The sequence below is a fragment of the Actinomadura sp. NPDC049382 genome, assembly GCF_040677125.1.
In the GTDB taxonomy this organism is placed as follows: domain Bacteria; phylum Actinomycetota; class Actinomycetes; order Streptosporangiales; family Streptosporangiaceae; genus Spirillospora; species Spirillospora geliboluensis.
Window position 1 is genome coordinate 21487 of record NZ_JBFARO010000067.1, and the last position, 20449, is coordinate 41935.

Below are 20449 nucleotides of genomic sequence, written 5' to 3' on the forward strand. Positions count from 1 at the left end.
CGCCTCACCCTAGGCCGCGCCCCGGGCCCCGGCCCCGGCGTCAGGCGGCGAGCTTGCGCGCCACGTCGTCCTCGATGAGGTCGGCGTTGACCATCGCGGCGGCCATGGAGCCGGCGGACGCCGCGATGATGACCTGGCCACCCGGGGAGGTGACGTTGCCCGCGGCCCACACGCCGGGGACGCTGGTCCGGCCGGTGGTGTCCACCTTCACGAAGCCGTCGTCGCCGATCTCGCAGCCGAGGTCGGTCAGCGGGCCGTCCTTGGCGACCCACGTCGGCGCGAGGAACACGGCGTCGGCGCCGAGCACGGAGCCGTCCGCCAGCTCGAACCCGGTCACCCGGTCGTTCTCGATGACGAGCCGCCGCGCCTCGCCCTCCACGACGCGGACGCCGCGCGCGCCGAGCCGGGCCGCGTCGTCGCCGGTCGGGGCCTCGGCCGCGAGGAACGTCACGTCCGGCGACCACTGCCGCAGCAGCGACGCCTGGTGGACGGAGTTCGGCGACGTCGCCAGCACCACGATCCGCTTGTCGCGGACCTCCCAGCCGTGGCAGTACGGGCACATCTGCACCTCGCGCCCCCACCGCTCCTGGAGACCGGGGACGTCCGGCAGCACGTCGGTGACGCCGGTGGTGACCAGCAGGCGGCGGCCCCGCAGTCGCTTGCCGTCCGCCAGGGTCAGGACGAAGCCGTCGGCCGCGTTCCCGGCGGCGCGCTCGACCGTCCCGGACATGATCTCGCCGCCGTAGCCGCGCACCTCGGTGCGGCCGGTCTCCAGCAGCTGCGCGGGCGGCATGCCGTCCCGGGTGAAGAACCCCTGCATGTGCGCGACCCCCGCGTTGCGCGGCTCGCCTGCGTCGATCACGGTGACGTCCCGGCGGGCGCGGGACAGCACGAGCGCGGCGCTCAGCCCCGCCGGGCCGCCCCCGATGACCAGTACTTCTCGTTCCCTGTTCTCAGCCATGCCGCGAGCATGCGCGACCCTCCCCGGATTGACAAACTTCTTTGCCGATTCTGCAATAGAGCCATGGAGACGACCGAGGACGTCCTCGCCGGAGTCGGACCGCGGCTGCGCAGGCTGCGGCAGGAGCGCGACATCACGCTGACCGCGCTCGCCGAGGCCACCGGCATCTCGGTGAGCACGCTGTCGCGGCTGGAGTCGGGCAAGCGGCGGCCGAGCCTGGAACTGCTGCTGCCGCTCGCGCAGGCGCACGGCGTCCCGCTGGACGAGCTGGTCGGCGCGCCCGCCGTCGGCGACCCGCGGATCAGGCCGCGCCCGAAGAAGATGGGCGACATGACCGTGCTGCCGCTGACCCGGCGGCCCGGCGGGCTGCAGGCGTTCAAGATGATCGTCCCGGAGCGCCGCTGGACGGACGAGCCGCAGACGCACGAGGGCTACGACTGGCTGTACGTGCTGAACGGGCGGCTGCGCCTCCACCTCGCCGGCCGCGACATGATCCTGGAGCCGGGGGAGGCCGCCGAGTTCGACACCCGGCTGCCGCACTGGTTCGGCGGCGCGGGCGGCCCGGCCGAGGTGCTCAGCCTGTTCGGGCCGCAGGGGGAGCGCATGCACCTGCGGGCAAGACCCCGACAGAAGTGACATAAATTGGGTATCCGTGCAGACCGCCCAACCTCCCCAGGAACGCCCAGAACGCCGTAAGGCCGCCCCCGTGGCGTGGGTGCTGTGGAGCATCGGCGTCCTCGCCTACGCGGTCGCGGTCCTGCACCGCACCTCGTTCGGCGTCGTCGGCCTGGACGCGGTCCACCGGTTCGACGCGTCCGCCGGGATCCTCGCGTCCTTCACCGTCCTGCAGTTGCTCGTCTACGCGGGCCTCCAGGTCCCCGTGGGCCTGCTGCTCGACCGCGTCGGCCCGCGCCGGATGGTCGCCGGCGGCGCGCTGCTCATGGCCGGCGGGCAGGCGCTCATGGCCGTCTCCACCGGCATCGGCACGGCCGTCGCCGCCCGCGTCATGGTCGGCGCCGGCGACGCGATGACGTTCATCAGCGTCCTCGGCATCGTCGCGACCTGGTTCCCCGGACGGTACGTCCCCGTCGTCACCCAGCTCACCGGGCAGCTCGGGCAGCTCGGGCAGGTGCTCAGCGCCATCCCGCTCGTCGCGCTCCTGCACGGCCCCGGCTGGAGCACCGCCTTCGGATCGGCCGCCGCCCTCGGCGTCCTCATGGCGGTGCTGTCCATCGCCTTCCTGCGGGACGGACCCGGCCGCGCCGACGTCCCCACCCTCCGCGAGACCGGCACCAACCTCGTCGAAGCCTGGCGCCACCCCGGCACCCGCCTCGGCCTCTGGTCGCACTTCGTGACGCAGTTCTCGTCCAACACCTTCGCGCTCATGTGGGGCTACCCGTACCTGGTGTCGGGCCAGGGCATGAAACCGGCCGCCGCGTCCACCCTCCTGACGCTGTTCGTGCTGGTCAACGTCATCTCCGGGCCCTTCATCGGACGGCTCGTCGCCCGCTACCCGCTGCGCCGCTCCTGGCTCGTCCTCGGCATCGTCGGGATGAACGTCGCGGCCTGGGCGGCGGTCCTCGCCTGGCCGCCGCCCGCCCCCGCCTGGCTGCTCGTCCTGCTCGTCCTGTGCGTCGCGCCCGGCGGCCCCGGCTCCATGATCGGCTTCGACTACGCCCGCACGTTCAACCCGCCCGGCCGGCAGGGCACCGCCACCGGCATCGTCAACGTCGGCGGCTTCGTCGCGTCCCTCGTCACCATCCTGCTGATCGGCATCGTCCTGGACGCCCTGTCACCCGACGGCGAGTTCACGCCCGAGGCGTTCCGGGCCGCGTGGACCGTCCAGATCGGCATCTGGGCGATCGGCGTCGCCGGCGTCCTGCGCACCCGGACCCTGGCCCGCCGCCACCTCGGCCTGCCCACGCGCCGCCGGCCCCGGAGCTGACCCCCGGGGCCGGCACCGTGCGGCCGGCACCGCGCTCAGCCGCGCAGCTCCAGCGTGCAGCACTTCGGCCCGCCGCCCGCCTTGCGCAGCTCGGACAGATCAACCGGAACGGGCTCGTAGCCGTGCGTCTCCAGCGTCCGGATCAACCCGGTCGCCTCGGCGTTGATGACGACGTTGCGGCCGTCGCACACCGCGTTCAGCCCCAGCACGGCCGCGTCGTCCTCGCCCGCGATGATCGCGTCCGGGAACAGCCGCTCCAGCACCGCCCGGCTGCCCGGCGAGAACGCGCCGGGGTAGTAGGCGACGTTGCCGCCGCCGAGCGGGAACAGCGCCGTGTCCAGGTGGTAGAAGCGCGGGTCGACGAGCCGGAGCGTCACCACGGGCCGCCCGAGGAACTCCTGCGCCTCCTGGTGGGCGGCCACGTCCGTCCGGAACCCCGTCCCCGCCAGGATCACGTCGTCGAGCGTGAGGAAGTCGCCCTCGCCCTCGTTGGTGTGCCGGGGCTCCAGCACCTCCGCGAACCCGTTCTCCCGCATCCAGTTCGCGTACGCGGGCCCCTCCGCGTGCCGCTCCGGATGCGTGAACTTCGCCCCGTACACCCGCCCCCCGACGACCAGCGCGCCGTTCGCCGCGAACACCATGTCCGGCAGCCCCGCGACCGGGTCGATCAGGCTCACCTCGTGCCCGAGCGACAGATACGCGGCCCGCAGGCCCTCCCACTGCTCGACGGCCCGCGCCGCGTCGGCCCCGGCCGCCGGATCCATCCAGGGGTTGATCGCGTAGGTCACGGCGAAGTGCTCGGGCCGGCACATCAGGAAGTGCCGCCGCAGCGCGGTCCGGACGGTGCTCGGCTCCATTGCCGGCATGACGGTCATACGTGTCTCCAAGGACGTCCGAAGGGGGATCACTCAACCGGAAGCCTAGGAAGCAACGCCGCGCGATCCAATGCGCCAACATTGCGATGACCTGCCACTTCGTTGCGTCTTCACCCCCTTGGACGGCTCTTCGTTGCGCACCCCCGCCCGCTGCCGCCGTCGAGCACCTGCGTCCACCACACACTCTTGCCACCCGCCACCGGGTACCAGCCCCACGCATCGGCGCACCCCGCGACGATCGCCATGCCGCGATGCCCCTCATCGGTGTCGGACGCGGCCATGACACGGGGCAGCCCCGGCTCCGGATCGGTCACGTCCACCCGCAGCCGCCCGTCCATCACCCGCACCCGCACCTTGACGACGCCGCTCACCCGCCCATGCCGGACGGCGTTGGTGACGACCTCGGACGTCAGCAGCTCCGCCACGTCGATGTCGCACTCCGCGACACCCCACCCGGCCAGCGCCGCCCGCACCGCCCGCCGCGCAGCCCCCGGCGCCCGCTCCCCGAGCGGCCACACATACGTCCGCGACCCCTGACTCGCCCGCGTGATGCCGCCCCGCCGCAGCGCGGCGCCCAGACGCCCGTACATTGCCTCGACCTCCCTCGTCTCGGGGACGCGAATGTCCCGCGTAACTCAGTGAAACCGTGCGCACACGGTCCGAGAAAGGCGACAATGGAGGTGTTGGAGGGACACATGTCCGCCCGCCTCCCCGGTCGAAGGGTGCCCGTCCCCATGACTGACAAGCCGCGCCCACAATGGGCGGCACGCCTCGAAGCCGAACGCCGCGCCCGCGGCTGGGGCCCGTTCAAGGCGGCCCGCCGCCTGTACGCCGCCGCCGGCATCGACCATCCGGACCCGAGCCAGGTCAAGAACCTCTCCCGGCAGATCAACCGCCATGAGAAAGGCGAGGTGTTCCCGTCCGACTGGGGCTCCGCCTACGCCACGGCCTTCGGAATGGACGAAAGGGACCTCTTCGGCCAGGAATCGACTGATCAGCCGATGGGTACCGTAAACCCGAGCCCTATTCCCGACGATGGGGACGATGACGTGAAGCGTCGCGCCGCACTCCAGCTGATCGCCGCCCTGGGCGCCGGGGCCGCCGTCCCACCGGGAACCCTGGAAGAAATCCTCGCCGGCATCGACCGCGCCACGGACCACGCCGTCGACCTCGACGAATGGGAACAAGCGGTTTATGAGTACGGCCAGCGGATCATGCTCCAGCCTGCCGGGGCGTTGATCGGCGGGCTCACCGCTGACATCGTCGCCGTGGGACGCCTACTCGACCGGAGCCGCACCGCGCACGAGCGCACCGGCCTTCTACGGGTGAGCGCGGGCTTGTCCGGCATCTTGGCGATCGAGCTGGGTGACGCCGGTGAGGAGCGTTCTGCTCGGATCGCCTGGGGCACCGCTCACCGTGCGGCCGACGCGTCCGGTGATCGCGAACTCCGGGTATGGACGCGCGGAAGAGCGGCACAGGATGCTCTCTGGGCGGGAAGGCCGCATCGGGTGGTCGTCGGCCTGATCGATGAGGCGGTCGGTCTCGCGGAGGGAGCGGCCACCCCCGGCCTGGCTCGCGCATTCGCCGCCCGCGCCTATCTGGCGGCAGACGTCGGGGACGAGCGCACCGCGCTCGAATCGCTGAACAAGGTCAAGGACGTGGCCGGGCGGTTGCCCGGCGGGGCCCAAACCGTCCTGGCGTACCGTGAGAGCCAGTTTCGGTGGGCGGAATCATATGTCCTGACACGCACCGGGCGCTCTCAAGCTGTGGCCACGCTCGAACGGGCGATCGCCTCCTACCCGGCAGGCTCCCTCGCGCCGATCAAGAACCTGTCACTGATGCGAGCCGAGGCGCTCGTCCGGGACCGAGAAATAGACACCGGTCTGCAAGAAGCCATATCGGCGCTGCAGGAACACCCTGATTATTCTGCCGCCGGCACGGGAACACTCGCGAGCCATGTCCTCGCCGCCCTCCCCGCGCAAGCCCGGGCACTACCCGCAGCCCGCGAACTCCGCGCCCTCACGCCCGCCTGAGCCCAGCCGAGTTAAAGCCTGATAGGCCGCAGGTCGTGTGATGCCGGCGGTGTGGGGGCCGCGGCGCCGCCCTTTCCGATGAGTTCGGGGTGTCGCGCCGGACGGCGGTCGAGGCGTTGGGCGTCCTGCGTGAGAAAGGCGTCGTCCGAGGCGTGGTCGGTCGCGGCACATTCGTCGTGGACCCGGCAGATCGTCCTTGAACGCGGTAAGGAAAGTACAACCTCAAGTCCCTGCTCTGAGCGGCGCTGAGAGAGTCCTCGGTTATCCGGATGGGTACTCGTAGCCCCGAGCCCTCTTCCGGACGATGGGGACGATGACGTGAAGCGTCGCGCCGCACTCCAGCTGATCGCCGCCCTGGGCGCCGGGGCCGCCGTCCCACCGGGAACCCTGGAAGAAATCCTCGCCGGCATCGACCGCGCCCTGGACCGGCCGGTCGACATCGGTGAATGGGAGAGCGCGGTACGTGAGTACGGTTTCCTGATCAACCGGCAGCCGGTCGGCTCGCTGATCAACGATCTGACCGCCGACATCATCGGCGTCGGGGAACTGCTCAAGCGCGACGACGCGCAGCGGGCGGACTTGCTTCGCGTCAGCGCGGGCCTTTCCGCTCTTCTGGCCATCGAGTTCGGCGACATCGGAAACCGCAGGGGCGCCCGCCTGACGTGGGGCACGGCCCGCCGAGCCGCCGACGCGTCCGGCGATCGCGACCTGAAGGTATGGGTGCGGGCACGGGAAGCCGAAGAGGCATTCTGGTTCGGGCTCTCACCGCAGGAGATCAGCGCTCGCACCACAGAGGCCATACGAATTTCGGGTGGAACGCCCAACGGCGGACTACCGAGGGCCTACGCCGTGCGCGCCAGCCTCGCCGCAGAGCACGGCGACAAGGCCACGGCTCGCCGGACGATGCACGAACTCTCAGAGGTCTTCGAGAACCTGCCGAACTCTGTGACGAGCGACCCGGCCACCTTCGGATGGAGCGAAGCCCGGTTCCGCTGGAACGAGGCGTACGTCTACACCCTGCTCGGTGACGCCCGCGCCCGGAAGGCGGTGGACGACGCCCTGGCGCTCTACCCGCCCGGCACTCTCGGCCCGGTCGCCAACCTCAAGATGATCGACGCGATGGGCATGATCACAAGCCGCGAGGTCGACACGGGGCTCGACCGCACACTGGCGACCCTTCAGGAACTACCGCTGAGCCCGGCGCGACGGCGCATGACCGGCCAGATCCTGCGCACCCTCCCCGCCCAAGCACAGGCCCTACCCGCAGCCCGCGAACTCCGCGCCCTCACGTCGGCCTGAGCCAGGCCGAGTGCGCATGCGCGCCGGTTCCCGGACCAGCCCACCAACACGATCACGATCTGTGGGCGAAGTGAGGCCCGGCCCAACCAGTGGCGGCGACTACCTCACGCGCGATGTCCACGACGAGCCGTCCGTCCGTCGCCACTCGCACGGTCTCCGCGGGGGCCCGCTGGTCCAGGAGCCGTGCCTTGCGGACACTTCCCTCCAACTCCTGCTCCAGCTCTGAGCCGAGCTCCCGGCCCACCAGCCGCTCGCGGGCGGTGGCATCGGAGGCGGTGAGGAGAACCCGTATGATCCCCACTCCGGCCCCCATGGCACGCTCGAACATGCCCGTCGCCTCTGGCAGCACGCTCATGGTGTTCGTATAGATCAGGCGTCGGTAGCCGCGCTGGGCGAAGTTCGCCCACACGGCGGTCAGGTTGCTCTCGGTGATCTCTTCGCGGTGAGGGTCTCCCGCCGGCGCCGGATGCACCTGCCCCATGAAGTCGCCATCAATGATCGCGTGAGCGACCGCCTCGGAGCGCAGCAGCGCCGAGACCTCCCACCCCACCGTCGTCTTGCCGACACCAGCTCGTCCTCCGATGAGCAGCACTTCCGCATGATCCATGGGGGCAGCGTGCCAGCGGCCGGCCACCTCACGCGATCCGATATCGATCCGACCGCCAGACCCCAGCCCCACCTACAAGATCACGATCAGCAGCTCAGGGTTCGTCCGGCGGGTGCGTTGATCGGCGACCTGACGGCCGACATCATCGCCGTCGGACGGCTGCTCGATCGGCTGAATCCGCGCATGAGCGGACCGGACTCTTGCGAGTGAGCGCGGGCTTGTCCGGCATATTGGCGATCGAGCCAGGGGACGCGGGTGAGGAGTGCTCCGCACGAATCGCGTGGGGCACCGCCCGCGTGGGCGTCGGTCTGTTGATCAAGCGGTCTGTTGATCAGGCGGCCTGGGGCCATGTGGGTGGTGGGCGTCTTAGCTTGTGGAGGGGCCCGGCCCCGGGTGGGTGGAGGCGGTAGGTGTAGCGGCCGTCCTGCGCCTTGGTGATATGGAGCCGATCGGCGTTGCTGTGTTTGTACCGGTTGTGCCACCCGCAGGTGAGCGCAAGCTTGTCGATGTCGGTGGGGCTGTGGCCGAGGGCCCAGCCGTGGACGTGGTCGACTTCGCACAGTGTCCCGGGCACTTCGCATCCCTGCACCGCACAGGTGGAGTACAGGGTCTCCAGGACCTGGCGTTGGGAGGCGGTGGCGAACCGCACCCGGTGCCCAAGGTAGAGCGGGGTGTTCCCCTGGCCGAGGAGGAGGGGTGAGACTCCGGCCGCGAGTGCGATGCGGCGGGCTTGGGCGGCGGGGATGGGGGTGCCGTCGGTGAGGCGGGCGGGGGTGGTGCCGCCGGTGAGGGTGTCCAGGTCGCAGATGACGGTGACCTTGGTGGCCTTGTGCCCGCCCGACAGCACCGTGGTCAGCGCTGCCGCGGTGCGTTCGGACAGGTCGCGGTGGTCGTCGGTTCCGGCGGGTTTGGCCAGCGGCCCGAGAGTGCCGTCCCAGATCGCGGCGTCTTCGGCGTTGAGCCAGCCCTTGATGTAGCGGCCGCCGTCCAGCGACCGCGTCGAATCGATCCACGACCGCTCATACCCCCGCGCCACATCGTCCGGGGCCTGCTCACGCCCGTCGCGTTCGGCGATGACGTCACGGATCCGCTTGCCGAAGGAGGCGACCTTCCCGGCGGAGAAACCCTGATCGACCATGCCCAGCAGAACGGTCTCGGCCTTGCCGCAGTCGGTGTCGTCGAGCCGGGTGACGGCGTCGGCGATGGTGGCGGCGTACCCGGCCGACAACTCACCGGCAGCCCACCGTCCGGTCATCTCGGGCAGGCGGTGCCGTTGGCGGGCCAGGGTCAGGCGTTCCTTGGCGCGGGCTTCGCGCATGCCGAGGCGGGACCGCAGCCAGGACCGGGTGGAGGGGAAACCCCACCGCTGCACCTCCCGGGCGCCGTCCACCACGCCGACGTACCCAGCCAGCGCGGCCTCTTGCAGATCGGTGGCGGCGGCGAGTCCTTCGGCCAGTTCCAGGCAGGCGGCTGGGGAGTCGGGGGCGGTGCGGGAGGCGAGTTCAGCGGCGATCGCAGAGGCCGCGTTCACCAATTCAATGGTGGACGCGGCATCAAGATCGAGCGGAATTGAACTCATGCTCCTATGGTATCCGAACGGGCGCCGGCTTGTGCTTTCGATCCGAAATTCCACCATGATTCTTCTTGTGATTCATGATCGCTGCCCGCAGTTATCTTGGATGCCTCATTTCGGGCATTTCGATTTCATTGTCTTGCGGATTGTTGAGCGCGTGTTGTGTGTCCTGCATGGGGTGATCTGACAAAGGCGGTCGGAGCAGGCCGCGACTCGACCGAGCACCGCTGCCATTGGATGGACGTGCAGGTCGTTACCGGATTCCGGCGGGTCAAGCCTCTGGACATCGGGGGCGATCCCCCCGCTCGCATGTCAGGCTCCGAGGCGGCGAACGCAAACGCTCGGCTCAAGAATGCTTAAGAACTGGCGAACCCTCCGCAACTCTGCGGCAGCCCCAGCCAGGCCGGCCAATTCGGCAAGGCCATCGCCGTCCAACAGCACTACGAAGCCACCCACCGATGATATGCAACCCCGCTGATCTGCGGCTGTCCGGGCTGAGTGGTGAAGTGGCGCTCGCCGGGGGTCAGTTCGGCAAAGCGAACGACAGGGCGGGGGTCCTGGGGTGGTGGATCCGTTGGGTTCCGTTGTCGATGCTCAGGCGGAAGGTGTCCAGGGCGGGGCGGTCGGCTTGGTCCCAGGCGTCCCAGGTCGCCTCGATGGCGTCCCATAGGCGCACAGGGCCCGCTTGGCGGACGCCGTCCGAGGTGAAGGCGGCGGTGGAGCCGGTGGCGACGTCGATGAGTTGCGCGGTGCCGTTCATCAGCGTGAGTTGCGCGTTGGGTGCGGCCAACTGGGCGAGGAAACGTCCGGAGAAGCCGTCCTCCGTCGAATCGTCGAGGCGCTCGGGGCTGTGGCGGACGGGGCGGGGTTCGGCGTCGTGTGTGAGCGACGCCCAGTGTGCCGGGTTGCCCGGCTCCGGCCGTTCCTGCACTCGTGCGGCCATGAACGAGATGGTCCCGGGCAGCAGCGGTCCCTCGGCGGTCCCGTCGTCCTGGACGGTCAGCAGCACCCGCGCGTACCCGTACAGCCAGCCGGACAAGGTGGTGAGGATCTTCCCGCCGGGCCGTGTCTGGGCGAGCCAGGCGCGCGGGACGGTGCGCACCGAGCATGCGGCGACGATCCGGTCATAGGGGGCGCACGGCCAGTACCCGTACAGCCCATCGGCCACCGCGAGGTCCGGTGCGTAGCCGCACTCGTAGAGCGCGGCCGCGGCCCGGCTCAGGCGGTGGCCGTCCACCTCCACGGATGTGACGTCCCCACTGTCGCCGAGCCTCTCGCACGCGAGCGCCGTCGAGTAGCCGGTGCCGGTGCCGATCTCTAGGATGTTCTGGCCGTTCTGGACATCCGCGTCGGCCCACATGCGCACCACCAGGGAGGGCAGCGTGGACGACGAGGTCGGCGCCCCGCCGGTCCTGGGGGCCGGACGGTCCCAGTCGGTCTCGTCGCCGTCGAACTGGGTGATCAGCGTGGTGTCCGAGTAGACGGCCGTCAGCCATCGCGCCCGGTCGATGGCCTCGGTGACCGGCTCCCAGACGGTCAGCCCGTCCCGGGAACGCTCGCCGGAGTCGGCATAGAAGCCCGGAATGAACCGGTGCCGAGGCACGGCCCCCACCGCCTCGCGCCAGGCCCGGTCGTCGAGTGCGAGCCGTCCGGCAAGCTCGGCTCGCAGCCGTACGGTATCCGTGGCCGAAGACGTCATCGGTCATCGACTGATCTGGTGGTTCTCGGTGTCGAGCCATACGTGCTGGGCGTCGGGTGTGACGGTCAGGCCCCAGCGGTCGGCGGTGGGACGTCCGAGGCCGTCCCACCACTGAAGGGCCGCCTCCACCTCCTGCCACAGGTTGCGGTCGCCCGATTGGCGGACGGGGAACTTCGCCGCGCCGGGCTCGTGCTCCAGACTCGCCCACGAGCCCGACCAGGGGTCGACCAGCCACACCGTGTACGCCTCGCCGTGATGGGTGACGATCGGCTTGCAGCGGGGCACCCTGAGCCCGATCGCCAGCGAGGCGTCGTATTCGCCGAGCACCTGGTAGGGATGCAGCTCCGTCGAGGACCGGCGGGCTTCTGCGACGTTGTGCACGTCACGGTCCAGTAAGGCCCGCCTGCCGCGCTGGGACCGCAGGCGCATGAACGACGTGTCGCCGACGATCCGGCCTCGCATGGTGCCGTCCTTGGATACCGTGAACGCCACTAGCGCACCGTTGTGGAAGTCGGTGGTCCACGGCACCAGGACCCGTCCGCCGGGCCGAGTCTGCTCCGCCCACGCGTACGGCACCCGAGCGGCCGCGGCCGTTGCGATGACCCGGTCGAACGGCGCGTCCGGTGCGTATCCGAGCGCGCCGTCCCCGGTCACCACCGTGACGCCGTATCCGGCCCTCTGGAGCGCTCGCCGGGCATGGTCGGCCACCGCGGGGTCGACCTCCACCGAGGTCACCCGGCCGGGGCCGAGCCTCTCGGCCAGCAGCGCGGCGTTCCATCCCGTCCCGGTGCCGACCTCCAGTACCGACATGCCCGGGGCGACCTCCAGCGCCGTGAGCATCTGGGCGACCACGTCAGGGCGGCTGGCCGAACTGGTGATCTCGTACCCGGCTCCGCCCGGCGCGGACGGGGCGCCGTCGTCCACCTGCGTGATCACGAAGTCGTTGCGGTAGCACAGCTCAAGCCACGCGTCCTCGTCGGCGGCCCGGTCGACCGGCACCAGCAGGTCGCCGTCCTGGACCCACACCGTGTCGGGAATGAAGCGGTGCCGCGCCGCCTTCTCGAACGGTCCGCGCCACTCCGGCGTCATCTCCCCCGCCTCGGAGAGCGCGGAGACGAGCCGGGCCGACAACTCAACCGCGTCGGCCACCTACGAGCCCTTCTCATGCTTCCCGCCCCCGGGCGGGCTCTTGGGGTCCGGCGGCGGGATCGGCTTGTCCCATCGGCCGTCGCCTTCCTTCTTCTCATCGTGCTTGCCCACAGTGCTCCCTTCCAGAGCTGTCACTACTCATCGAATTGGAGTGCTCACGGGCGGGGCAAGACGACAATGGGGACACGTGCGGGGGAGGTCTTCGCACGACACCAACGGCCGCGTCCGCGCCGTACTCGCCTACCTGAACGAGCCTTAGGCCGGGCGATCTGGGGAACCGTCCCGGTGCGGGGGACTCCGGATTGGGGGCGGGGAGAGGTGCTCGACTCGGTCACGTCCTGGTTGGGCGGTCTGTCCGGGCCGGTCGTGTACGGGGTCGTCGGCGGGCTGGTGTTCTGCGAGGACGCCCTGTTCTTCGGCTTCGTGCTGCCCGGCGAGACCGCCGTCGTCCTCGGCGGGGTCATCGCCGGGCAGCACCGGGTCTCGATCGTCTGGCTGTGCGCGGTCGTGGTCGTGGCGGCGATCGTCGGGGACTTCGTCGGCTACATGATCGGCCGCCGGGTCGGCCCGGCGATCCTGGACACCCGCATGCTCCGCCCCCACCGCGACCGTGTGGACAAGGCCCGCGATCTGATCCAGCGCCGAGGCGGGGTGGCCGTCTTCCTCGGACGGTTCATCGCGTTCTTCCGCGCGGTCATGCCCGCGCTGGCGGGGATGTCGCGGATGCCCCGTCACGTGTTCCTGCTGTACAACGCCGCCGGCGGGCTGCTGTGGGGCGTCGGCTTCACCCTGCTCGGCTACTTCGCCGGCTCCGCCTACAGCCGCATCGAGCACGTTGCCGGACGCGTCGTCGCGATCGTCGTTGCCTGCGTGGTCGTCGTGGGCATCATCGTCTGGCGCGTCCGCCGCAGGCGCGCACGTTAGTTGTCTTGGGTGCGCAGGCCGTTCAGTAGGCGGTCCAATGCTTGCTCTGTCTGCGCCAGTGCGTGCGGGGCCGGTGAGCGGGCCAGCCATAGGGCGGCCTCGTTCATGGCGCCGGACAGCAAGCGGGCCAACGGCTCTACCGGCTGGTCGGTGATGACTCCGGCTTTTACGAGGTCCTCAAGGGCTTCGGCTAGGTGGCGGGCTGAGGAGTCCTCGTCCATCGCTCGCCATTCGTCCCAGCCGAGGACGGCCGGGGCGTCGATCAGCACGATGCGGCGCACCACGGGGTCGGTCCCGGCGGAGAGGAAGGCCCGGCAGCCCGCCCGCAGCTGCTCCCAGGGGTCGTCGTGCTGGTCGGCGGCGGCCGCGACGCGCGCGCCGAGTTCCTGCTGCACCTCGGCGACCACGGCCCGGAAGAGCCCCGCCTTGCTTTCGAAGTGGTGGTAGGCCGCCCCCTTGGTGACGCCGACCGCCTGCGCCACCTCGGCCAGGACCACGTCGTGGTAGCCGTCGGCGGCGAACCTCCGGCGTCCCTCGGCCAGGAGCGCCCGCCGTGTCGCCGCCCGCTGCTCGGCCCTCGTGCCAGCCATCGTCGGTCCGCCCTCCCTTTCGCATACCCAGGGTATGCTACCGTCCGTCTCACATACCTCGGGTATGTGAAATCGTACTACGGACGGATGGAGACGTGCTCATGAAAGTCCAGCTCGGAGGCTTCTACCCCGTGATCGCCACCCGCGACGTCGCGGCGTCGCGGCGCTTCTACGTCCGGCACTTCGGGTTCGAGGTGACCTTCGAGGCCGACTGGTACGTCAGCCTCCGCCGCCCGGACGCCCCGCAGTACGAACTCGCCCTGCTCGACCACGCCCACCCGACCATCCCCGAAGGACACCGCACGCCCCTCCAGGGCGGCCTCCTGCTCAACTTCGAGGTGGACGACGTCGACGCCGAGCACCGCAGGCTGGTCGAAGGGGCGGGCCTGCCTGAACTCCTCTCCCTGCGCACGGAGGAGTTCGGCCAGCGTCACTTCATCGTCGCGGCGCCGGACGGCGTCATGATCGACGTCATCACCGTCGTCCCGGCGACCGGGGAGTACGCCCAGCAGTACGTGCAGGGCGGCACCACGGGAACCTAGGCCGGGGCTACGGGTCTGTTCCCAGACCGGTGAGCTGGAGACGTAGGGCCAGGCGCGTCTGGGGGGACGACAGGTCGAGCGGCGCCACCTCGGCCATGCGGCGCAGGCGGTAGCGCAGGGTGTTCGGGTGGACGGACAGGGCCTCCGCCGTGCCCTTCGGGTCGCCGTAGTGGTCCAGCCAGGCGGCGAGGGTCGCGAGGAAGGCGGTTCCGTGCTTCTCGTCGTGAGTGATCAGGGCCGGGAGGGGGCTGCCCAGGAGGCCCTCCTCGACGCGGGTCGCCTTGCGGGCGCGTTCGATGACGACCGCGTCCCAGACGTCCTCCAGCAGGAGAAGGCCGGGGGCGAGGCGACCGGACGTGATGAGAGCGTCGAGTTCGGCGGCCTCCGCGCGGGAGCGGGGGAGGTCGGCGGGGGAGCGGGCCGGGCCGCCCGCCGCCGCGTACAGGGTGCGGTCGTGGGCGCGGACCTCGGTGAGGACGGTCCGCAGCCACGGCGTCGACCCGGCTTCGCCCCGGGTGCGGGGCGGATCGGTGAGGAGGGCGTAGAGGGCGCCGTCCAGGTCGGCGAGGAGGGGGCGGTGCCAGCCGAAGCGGTGGGTGATGGCCTCCCACAGGTCGAGGCGGCGGCGGAGGTCTTCGCCGCCGCCCAGGATCACGGCCCGGTAGGGGAGGTCCGCCGGGACGGGGGTGCCGTCGCGGAGGGCGGTGCGCAACTGGTCGGCGGACACGCGGCGCGCCACGCCCGCCTCGGCGCGCAGGCGCAGCAGGTGCAGGGCCACGACGGACGCCAGATCGGTGAGGCGCCGGACGCGGTCCTGTGAGATGGGCGTCCGCGCGACCACCCAGATCGAGCCGAGCCACTCGCCCCCCGCGCGCACCGGGATGACGAGGCGGGGCAGCATGTCGTCCGGCCCGGCGGGGACGAGGATCGGGTCGGAGGAGCGGGCCAGTTTCCGGAACACCCCGCAGGCGCGGAGATGCGCGATGACCTGCGGCGGGACGCGGCGTCCGACGATCGTGGAGACGCGGGCCGGGTCGGTGGTGTCCTGGCGGCCGGAGTAGGCGAGGACGCGGGAGCGGGCGTCCTCCAGGGTGACGGGCGCGTCGGCGATCTCGGCGGCGGTGTCGGCCAGGGCGAACAGGTCGTCGGGGATGCCGGACGGCTGCGGCGCGTAGGCGCGGTCGACGGCGCCCCGCACCAGCCAGATGACGTGCGTCCAGGACGTGTCGGGCTGGAGTTCGATGACGGCGGGCTTCAGGCCGGCGGCGGCTTCGGCGACCTCCGGCGCGACGGGCGCCTTCAGGACGACGCCCTCCGCGCCCGCGGCGTCGGCACGTTCCAGGAGCGCGACGGCCTCGGCCGGGCCGGTCACGCCCACGGCGAGGACGATCTCGCCGGGCTGCCCGGCCGGCTCGCCCGGCTCCGCCAGCACCACGTCGTGGACCTGCCCGCCGCGCCCCGGCGTCACCAGCCGGAGCAGCCCCAGCGAGTCGACGAGGTCGGCCACGTCGAGCTTCACCATGCGTCCATTGTGCCGTTCGCACGATGGGCCCCGACCGGATTGGCCGATCGCGACAGAGACGACGGCTTCACCACGGCGCACCATCGAAGTGTCACGCGTAACAGCGAGGAGAGGAGTCGCCATGGCTCTCGACGCAGCGCCGCGCCGAGTCGCCGTCGTGGGCGCCGGCATGGTCGGGCTGTCCACCGCCTGGTTCCTGCAGGAGCACGGCGCCGACGTCACCGTGTTCGACCGCCGGGACGTCGCCGCGGGCGCGTCCTGGGGCAACGCCGGCTGGCTCACGCCCGGCCTGGCGACCCCGCTGCCGGAGCCGGCCGTCCTCTCCTACGGCATCCGGGCGGTGCTCAGCCCGTCCTCGCCGGTCTACGTCCCGCCGAGCGCGAACCCGCGCCTGCTCCGCTTCCTCGCCGGGTTCGCCCGCAACAGCACCGCCGCCCGGTGGCGCCGCGCCATGGAGTCGCTCGTGCCGATCAACGGCCGCGCGCTGCCGAGCTTCGACGCGCTGCTGGACGGCGGCGTCAAGGCGGAGACGAACGAGGCCGGGTCCTTCCTCGCCGCGTACCGGACGGCCGCCGAGCGCCGCGTCCTGCTGGAGGAGATCGAGCACATCCGCGCGGCCGGCCAGGAACTGGAGTACGAGGCCCTCACCGGCGACCAGGCCCGCGCCCTGGAGCCCGCCCTGTCGGACGAGATCGGCGCCGCGATCGTGCTGCGCGGCCAGCGGTTCGTCAACCCGGGCGCGTTCGTGCACGCCCTCGCCGACTCCGTCCGCGACCGGGGCGGCAAGATCCGCGCGGGCGCGGACGTCACCGAGATCGGCCACCAGCGGGGCAGCGTCTCCGTGCGCACCACGGGCAGCGACTCCGAGCAGTTCGACACGGTGGTGCTCGCGAGCGGCGTGTGGCTCGGCGACCTCGCCCGGCAGTTCGGCGTGCGGTCCCTCGTCCAGGCGGGGCGCGGCTACAGCTTCAGCGTGCCGATGGACCGCGTCCCGGACGGCCCCGTCTACTTCCCGGCCCAGCGCGTCGCCTGCACGCCGCTCGGCGACCGGCTCCGCGTCGCCGGGATGATGGAGTTCCGCGCCCCGGAGGCCCCGCTCGACCCGCGCCGGATCAAGGCGATCGTCGAGGCCGCCCGGCCGCTGCTGCGCGGCGCCGACCTCGGCGCCCGGCAGGACGAGTGGGTCGGGTCCCGCCCCTGCACCCGCGACGGCCTGCCGCTGATCGGCGCGACCCGCTCGCCGCGCGTCTTCGCCGCCGGCGGGCACGGCATGTGGGGCATCACCCTCGGCCCGGCGACCGGGCGGCTGCTCGCCGAGCAGATCGTCACGGGCCGGCGGCCGGTGGAACTCGACCCGTTCGACCCGCTCCGCTGACGACTGGGGGATATTGCCGGTTTCGTCCGAGGCGGCGCGCTACCGTCACGGGGTGATCCAGACACCCCGTGACGGGAGGGACGCGATGGACCGGACGACGATGCCGCTGACCCGGGCCCAGCGCGTGCTGGCCGCGGTCGGCGGCGTCTTCTTCGCGGGCCTCGCCGGCCTGGGCGGATACGGCTCGTTCGCGTCCGTCCGGGACGTGGCCGAGCCGTGGTTCGGCGACGAGGCGTGGATCGTCCCGGCCGGAGTCGACCTGGGCATCCTCGCCCTCGTCTCCGTCGCGCTGCTCCTGGAATGGCTGGCCATGCCCATGCCGGCGCTGCGCTGGATGGCGTTCGCCTTCACGGCCGCCACCGTCTGGCTCAACATCTCCGCCGCGCACGGCGACGTCACCGGCATGGTCATGCACGCCGCCATGCCCGTGCTGTTCATCACGTTCATCGAGGCCGTCCGGCATGCCATCCGCCGCCGCGCCGGGATCGCCGCCGGGACCGTCCGCGAAGGCGTGCCCATCGCCCGCTGGATCCTGGCGCCCTTCTCCACGTTCCGCCTGTGGCGCCGCATGGTCCTGTGGCAGATCACGTCCTACCCCGACGCCCTCCAGGCCGAGCAGCGCCGCCGCCACGCCCTCGCCCTCCTGGACGACCACTACGGCCGCAAGTGGAAGTCGAAGGCCCCCGCGGACGTCGTCTGGATGCTCAAGGACGGCGTCATGCTCGACCAGGCCCTCACCCGCGTCACCACCCTCACGGCCCCGCCTCCGCCCCCGCCTCCGCCCGAGCCCGAACCTGCGCCTGCGCCGCCGCCTCCGGCTCCGCCGAAGCAGAAGAAGGCGAGCGTCCCGCGCAGCGTGGCGACCGACAACGAGGCCCGCGCCCTCGCCATCATCGACGCCGAGCCCGGCATCACCGGTGCCGAACTCGGCCGCCGCCTCAACATCAGCTCCCGCCAGGGCCAGCGCCTCCTCAGCCGCCTCTCCAGCCCGGCCCCGACGTCCTGAAGAGTCACACTTCCCTCCCGGATTTCGTCTATGGGGAAACGGAAGGGGATTCCATGGCCACCTACGACTGGACCGCCATGTACGTCATGCACGACGCGCTGCGGAGGGAGCTTGAGCAACTCGCCAAGGTCGCCGCCCGCGAGGACGGCGAGGCGCGCCGCGTCCTCGCGGAAGGACAGGGCTGGGACCTGTTCAAGACGGCCCTGCACATCCACCACACCGCCGAGGACGAGGCCCTGTGGCCGCCCATGCGCGAAGCCCTCGCCGACCGTCCGGACGGGCTCGCCCTGATGGACGCGATGGAGGCCGAACACGCCGCCATCGACCCCGCCATCGAGGCGATCGACGCCGGCGCCGAACCCCTCGGCCCCCTCGTCGACCGCCTGGCCACCGCCCTCACCGGCCACCTGAGGCACGAGGAGGAGGCCGCGCTCCCGCTGATCGACGAGACCCTGCCGCCCGAGCACTTCGCGAACTTCGGCCAGGTGCACGGCGCGAAGCTCGGCCCGAACGGCCCGCGCGTCATCCCCTGGCTCCTGGACGGCGCCGACCCGGAACTCGCCGCGAAGTTGCTGGCCTTCCTCCCGGAGCAGGCCCGCACCGCCTACGAAACCGTGTGGCGCCCCGCCTACGCGTCCCTCGACCTCTGGAACGTCACCTGATCCGGCGACGGAGTCAGGAGGACTTGCAGGTGGTGCCGTCGGCCTTGACGTTGGAGTGGTTCGGGTACTTCCAGCGGCAGAGTTCGCTGAGGGTGACCGTCGTCCGGCCGGGCGCGCCGTAGCAGGAGTAGTCGCCGCCGTACTCGCGGACAGCGCCGGCGTATCCACGGGACCGGCAGTAGGTGGTGCCGTCGGTCGCCGAGATGGTCCCCAGCGTCTTCGGGCCGGTGGGAGGCTTCTCCTCTGTACCGCCGCCGCCGGACGGCTCGGACGGCTTGGCGGACGGCCGGGGCGTGCGACCGCCCGAGCCGGTCGAGGGCGCCGGGCCGCCGGGCGGCGCCTTCGACGTCGCGGACGACGGCCCGGATCCGCGGCTCGCGGACTCGCTCGGGCTCGCCGGAGGCCCGGTCGTCCCGGCGGCGGGCACCCCGGACGACCTCGCGGTATCCGGGGTCTCGGACGCCTCCGACGTCCCGCCCTCCCCCTCGGACGGGAGCAGGATGTAGCCGCCGCCCAGCGCCACGACGAACGCCGCGACGGCGGCACCGATCAGGAGCGCGCGCCGACGCCCTTTCCGGCCCCGCGCCGGCGCCTCCGATGCGGAGTCGTGAACGGTGTCCGGAGCAACGACGACCGCCTGCGGCTCCGGGGGCGCGGGTTCGGCGGGCGCGGCGCCTCCGGCCTCCCACACGGGGGACGGGAGGTCGCGCAGCCGCTCGCCGACCTGCGCGGCCATGGGACGACGGGCCGGGTCCTTGGCCAGGCACTCGCGGACGATCGCGGCGAACGGCGCCCGCAGGCCGTCCAGGTCCGGTTCGTCCTCCAGGATCGCCCGCATCACCGCCGGGATCGAACCGCCGTCGAAGGCCCGCCTGCCGGTCGCGGCGAACACCATGGTCGCGCCCCAGGCGAACATGTCGGCCGCGGGGCCGGTCTCGTCCTCCCGGAGCTGCTCGGGCGCCATGTAGCCGGGGGTGCCGACGGCCTGGCTGGTGATGATCGACTGGTTGAGGTCCAGGGCGCGGGCGATGCCGAAATCGATGACGACCGGCCCGTCCGGCCCGAGCAGGACGTTGCCCGGCTTGAAGTCGCGGTGGACCACCTCGGCCCGGTGGATCGCGGCCAGCGCCGTCACCGTGTTGACCGCCAGCCGCTCCAGCGCCGCCCCCGCGCGCGGGCCGGTGTCGCGCACCGACGCCTGGAGGGACGGGCCGTCCACGAACTCGCTGACGATGTAGGGACGGCCGTCCTCGACACCGCTGTCGAGCACCTGCGCGGTGCAGAACGGCGCCACCCGCTCGGCGATCTGCATCTCGCGGACGAACCGCGTCCGCGCCACCTCGTTGCTGAAGAGGTGCGGGTGCAGCAGCTTGACCGCCACCGTCTCGCCCGTGGCCGAGGCACCGGCGTAGACCGTCCCCTGCCCGCCGGCGCCCAGCCGATGCTCAAGGCGGTAGGGACCGACCGAGTCCGGATCTGTGGGCAGCAAGGCCATCCGCTCGGCCACGACCCCTCCTCACGCGTCCCCCGGAGCGGTGATCATATCGACTCCCCTCACACGAGTCGGTGAAGTACCAGGGGCCGGAGGGGGACGCCGCGGGCGTGTTCGCCTCGTGGGGGAGGCGCGACGAGCTGCCGGTCGATGGTCGTCATGGCCCGTGTCCGATCCCGTGTCAGCGGCGCGGTC

At 71.7% G+C, this 20449-nt stretch carries 20 protein-coding genes and 1 pseudogene; 11 read left to right on the plus strand and 10 right to left on the minus strand.

Features of this window, described 5'->3' with window-relative positions; genetic code table 11:
* Positions 1-40: 40 nt before the first annotated feature.
* Positions 41-961: an NAD(P)/FAD-dependent oxidoreductase gene (locus tag AB0K34_RS30055; protein ID WP_364552284.1), complete on the minus strand. Its 921-nt coding sequence runs from the start codon at positions 959-961 to the stop codon at positions 41-43.
* 63 nt (positions 962-1024) lie between these two features.
* Here AB0K34_RS30055 and AB0K34_RS30060 point away from each other — a divergent pair, with 63 nt between their 5' ends.
* Together AB0K34_RS30060 and AB0K34_RS30065 are read left to right on the plus strand one after the other, a co-directional pair.
* Positions 1025-1597, plus strand: a complete 573-nt coding sequence (locus AB0K34_RS30060; RefSeq protein ID WP_138635036.1) for an XRE family transcriptional regulator — start codon at positions 1025-1027, stop codon at positions 1595-1597.
* A gap of 70 nt (positions 1598-1667) precedes the next feature.
* Positions 1668-2906: an MFS transporter gene (locus AB0K34_RS30065; RefSeq protein WP_364552285.1), complete on the plus strand. Its 1239-nt coding sequence runs from the start codon at positions 1668-1670 to the stop codon at positions 2904-2906.
* A 35-nt stretch (positions 2907-2941) separates the two neighbouring features.
* Here the strand turns inward: AB0K34_RS30065 and ddaH are convergent, their stop codons facing one another.
* Positions 2942-3781: a dimethylargininase gene (gene ddaH, locus AB0K34_RS30070; RefSeq protein WP_138635039.1), complete on the minus strand. Its 840-nt coding sequence runs from the start codon at positions 3779-3781 to the stop codon at positions 2942-2944.
* A 110-nt stretch (positions 3782-3891) separates the two neighbouring features.
* Entirely contained in the window at positions 3892-4371 is a 480-nt protein-coding gene (locus AB0K34_RS30075; protein ID WP_364552287.1) for an ATP-binding protein, read from the minus strand.
* Between the two features lie 144 nt (positions 4372-4515).
* Here AB0K34_RS30075 and AB0K34_RS30080 point away from each other — a divergent pair, with 144 nt between their 5' ends.
* The 3 genes and pseudogenes from AB0K34_RS30080 (at position 4516) to AB0K34_RS30090 (ending at position 7113) form a co-directional block, all read left to right on the plus strand.
* On the plus strand, positions 4516-5814 hold the full coding sequence (locus AB0K34_RS30080) for an XRE family transcriptional regulator (RefSeq protein WP_364552290.1): 1299 nt from the start codon (positions 4516-4518) through the stop codon (positions 5812-5814).
* A gap of 74 nt (positions 5815-5888) precedes the next feature.
* Positions 5889-6014, plus strand: a pseudogene (locus tag AB0K34_RS30085) (GntR family transcriptional regulator); the annotation flags it as partial.
* A gap of 118 nt (positions 6015-6132) precedes the next feature.
* Positions 6133-7113 carry an XRE family transcriptional regulator gene (locus AB0K34_RS30090; protein WP_364552293.1) on the plus strand — a complete coding sequence of 327 codons (981 nt, stop codon included), beginning with the start codon at positions 6133-6135 and terminating at the stop codon, positions 7111-7113.
* Positions 7114-7165: 52 nt separating this feature from the next.
* Here the strand turns inward: AB0K34_RS30090 and AB0K34_RS30095 are convergent, their stop codons facing one another.
* Entirely contained in the window at positions 7166-7720 is a 555-nt protein-coding gene (locus tag AB0K34_RS30095) for a hypothetical protein (RefSeq protein WP_171068872.1), read from the minus strand.
* On the opposite strand from AB0K34_RS30095, the gene AB0K34_RS30100 reads away from it, so the two are divergent.
* Positions 7712-7930: a hypothetical protein gene (locus tag AB0K34_RS30100; RefSeq protein ID WP_364552295.1), complete on the plus strand. Its 219-nt coding sequence runs from the start codon at positions 7712-7714 to the stop codon at positions 7928-7930. The genes AB0K34_RS30095 and AB0K34_RS30100 overlap by 9 nt on opposite strands.
* A 121-nt stretch (positions 7931-8051) precedes the next feature.
* On the opposite strand, the gene AB0K34_RS30105 is transcribed toward AB0K34_RS30100, so the two are convergent.
* The 3 genes from AB0K34_RS30105 to AB0K34_RS30115 all read right to left on the minus strand — a co-directional run bounded on the left by AB0K34_RS30105 (position 8052) and on the right by AB0K34_RS30115 (position 12141).
* Positions 8052-9299 carry a DUF222 domain-containing protein gene (locus tag AB0K34_RS30105; protein ID WP_364552297.1) on the minus strand — a complete coding sequence of 416 codons (1248 nt, stop codon included), beginning with the start codon at positions 9297-9299 and terminating at the stop codon, positions 8052-8054.
* Between the two features lie 517 nt (positions 9300-9816).
* Positions 9817-10992: an ATP-grasp peptide maturase system methyltransferase gene (gene tgmC, locus AB0K34_RS30110; RefSeq protein ID WP_364552299.1), complete on the minus strand. Its 1176-nt coding sequence runs from the start codon at positions 10990-10992 to the stop codon at positions 9817-9819.
* 3 nt (positions 10993-10995) lie between these two features.
* Entirely contained in the window at positions 10996-12141 is a 1146-nt protein-coding gene (locus AB0K34_RS30115) for a protein-L-isoaspartate O-methyltransferase (RefSeq protein ID WP_364552301.1), read from the minus strand.
* 318 nt (positions 12142-12459) lie between these two features.
* Here AB0K34_RS30115 and AB0K34_RS30120 point away from each other — a divergent pair, with 318 nt between their 5' ends.
* Positions 12460-13065: a DedA family protein gene (locus tag AB0K34_RS30120; protein ID WP_364552303.1), complete on the plus strand. Its 606-nt coding sequence runs from the start codon at positions 12460-12462 to the stop codon at positions 13063-13065.
* Here the strand turns inward: AB0K34_RS30120 and AB0K34_RS30125 are convergent.
* Complete coding sequence (locus AB0K34_RS30125) at positions 13062-13655, minus strand: TetR/AcrR family transcriptional regulator (protein ID WP_364552305.1); 594 nt, start codon at positions 13653-13655, stop codon at positions 13062-13064. The genes AB0K34_RS30120 and AB0K34_RS30125 overlap by 4 nt on opposite strands.
* Positions 13656-13756: 101 nt before the next feature.
* On the opposite strand from AB0K34_RS30125, the gene AB0K34_RS30130 reads away from it, so the two are divergent.
* The gene (locus AB0K34_RS30130; RefSeq protein ID WP_138640714.1) at positions 13757-14197 is read left to right on the plus strand and encodes a VOC family protein; all 441 of its coding nucleotides are present in this window, start codon (positions 13757-13759) and stop codon (positions 14195-14197) included.
* Positions 14198-14204: 7 nt separating this feature from the next.
* Here the strand turns inward: AB0K34_RS30130 and AB0K34_RS30135 are convergent, their stop codons facing one another.
* On the minus strand, positions 14205-15719 hold the full coding sequence (locus tag AB0K34_RS30135; protein WP_364552308.1) for a helix-turn-helix domain-containing protein: 1515 nt from the start codon (positions 15717-15719) through the stop codon (positions 14205-14207).
* A 121-nt stretch (positions 15720-15840) separates the two neighbouring features.
* Between AB0K34_RS30135 and AB0K34_RS30140 the strand changes: the two genes are divergently transcribed.
* From AB0K34_RS30140 to AB0K34_RS30150, 3 genes are read left to right on the plus strand one after another with little or no spacing between them, the layout of a single operon-like run.
* Entirely contained in the window at positions 15841-17094 is a 1254-nt protein-coding gene (locus tag AB0K34_RS30140) for an FAD-dependent oxidoreductase (RefSeq protein ID WP_364552310.1), read from the plus strand.
* Positions 17095-17146: 52 nt separating this feature from the next.
* A complete protein-coding gene (locus tag AB0K34_RS30145; protein ID WP_364552312.1) occupies positions 17147-18100 on the plus strand; it encodes a DUF2637 domain-containing protein in 954 nt (317 codons plus the stop codon).
* Positions 18101-18153: 53 nt separating this feature from the next.
* Positions 18154-18762, plus strand: a complete 609-nt coding sequence (locus tag AB0K34_RS30150; RefSeq protein WP_364552314.1) for a hemerythrin domain-containing protein — start codon at positions 18154-18156, stop codon at positions 18760-18762.
* A 13-nt stretch (positions 18763-18775) separates the two neighbouring features.
* Here the strand turns inward: AB0K34_RS30150 and AB0K34_RS30155 are convergent, their stop codons facing one another.
* Positions 18776-20269, minus strand: coding sequence for a protein kinase (locus AB0K34_RS30155; protein ID WP_364552316.1), 1494 nt, complete (start codon positions 20267-20269; stop codon positions 18776-18778).
* Between the last annotated feature and the right edge of the window lie 180 nt (positions 20270-20449).

What these genes read in the sequence shown, in the direction of transcription:
- AB0K34_RS30055 (WP_364552284.1), bottom strand. Translation starts at nt 961, where the DNA reads ATGGCTGAGAACAGGGAACGAGAAGTACTGGTCATCGGGGGCGGCCCG.
- AB0K34_RS30060 (WP_138635036.1), top strand. Translation starts at nt 1,025, where the DNA reads ATGGAGACGACCGAGGACGTCCTCGCCGGAGTCGGACCGCGGCTGCGC.
- ddaH (WP_138635039.1), bottom strand. Translation starts at nt 3,781, where the DNA reads ATGACCGTCATGCCGGCAATGGAGCCGAGCACCGTCCGGACCGCGCTG.
- AB0K34_RS30075 (WP_364552287.1), bottom strand. Translation starts at nt 4,371, where the DNA reads ATGTACGGGCGTCTGGGCGCCGCGCTGCGGCGGGGCGGCATCACGCGG.
- AB0K34_RS30080 (WP_364552290.1), top strand. Translation starts at nt 4,516, where the DNA reads ATGACTGACAAGCCGCGCCCACAATGGGCGGCACGCCTCGAAGCCGAA.
- AB0K34_RS30100 (WP_364552295.1), top strand. Translation starts at nt 7,712, where the DNA reads ATGATCCATGGGGGCAGCGTGCCAGCGGCCGGCCACCTCACGCGATCC.
- AB0K34_RS30095 (WP_171068872.1), bottom strand. Translation starts at nt 7,720, where the DNA reads ATGGATCATGCGGAAGTGCTGCTCATCGGAGGACGAGCTGGTGTCGGC.
- AB0K34_RS30105 (WP_364552297.1), bottom strand. Translation starts at nt 9,299, where the DNA reads ATGAGTTCAATTCCGCTCGATCTTGATGCCGCGTCCACCATTGAATTG.
- tgmC (WP_364552299.1), bottom strand. Translation starts at nt 10,992, where the DNA reads ATGACGTCTTCGGCCACGGATACCGTACGGCTGCGAGCCGAGCTTGCC.
- AB0K34_RS30125 (WP_364552305.1), bottom strand. Translation starts at nt 13,655, where the DNA reads ATGGCTGGCACGAGGGCCGAGCAGCGGGCGGCGACACGGCGGGCGCTC.
- AB0K34_RS30130 (WP_138640714.1), top strand. Translation starts at nt 13,757, where the DNA reads ATGAAAGTCCAGCTCGGAGGCTTCTACCCCGTGATCGCCACCCGCGAC.
- AB0K34_RS30135 (WP_364552308.1), bottom strand. Translation starts at nt 15,719, where the DNA reads ATGGTGAAGCTCGACGTGGCCGACCTCGTCGACTCGCTGGGGCTGCTC.
- AB0K34_RS30140 (WP_364552310.1), top strand. Translation starts at nt 15,841, where the DNA reads ATGGCTCTCGACGCAGCGCCGCGCCGAGTCGCCGTCGTGGGCGCCGGC.
- AB0K34_RS30150 (WP_364552314.1), top strand. Translation starts at nt 18,154, where the DNA reads ATGGCCACCTACGACTGGACCGCCATGTACGTCATGCACGACGCGCTG.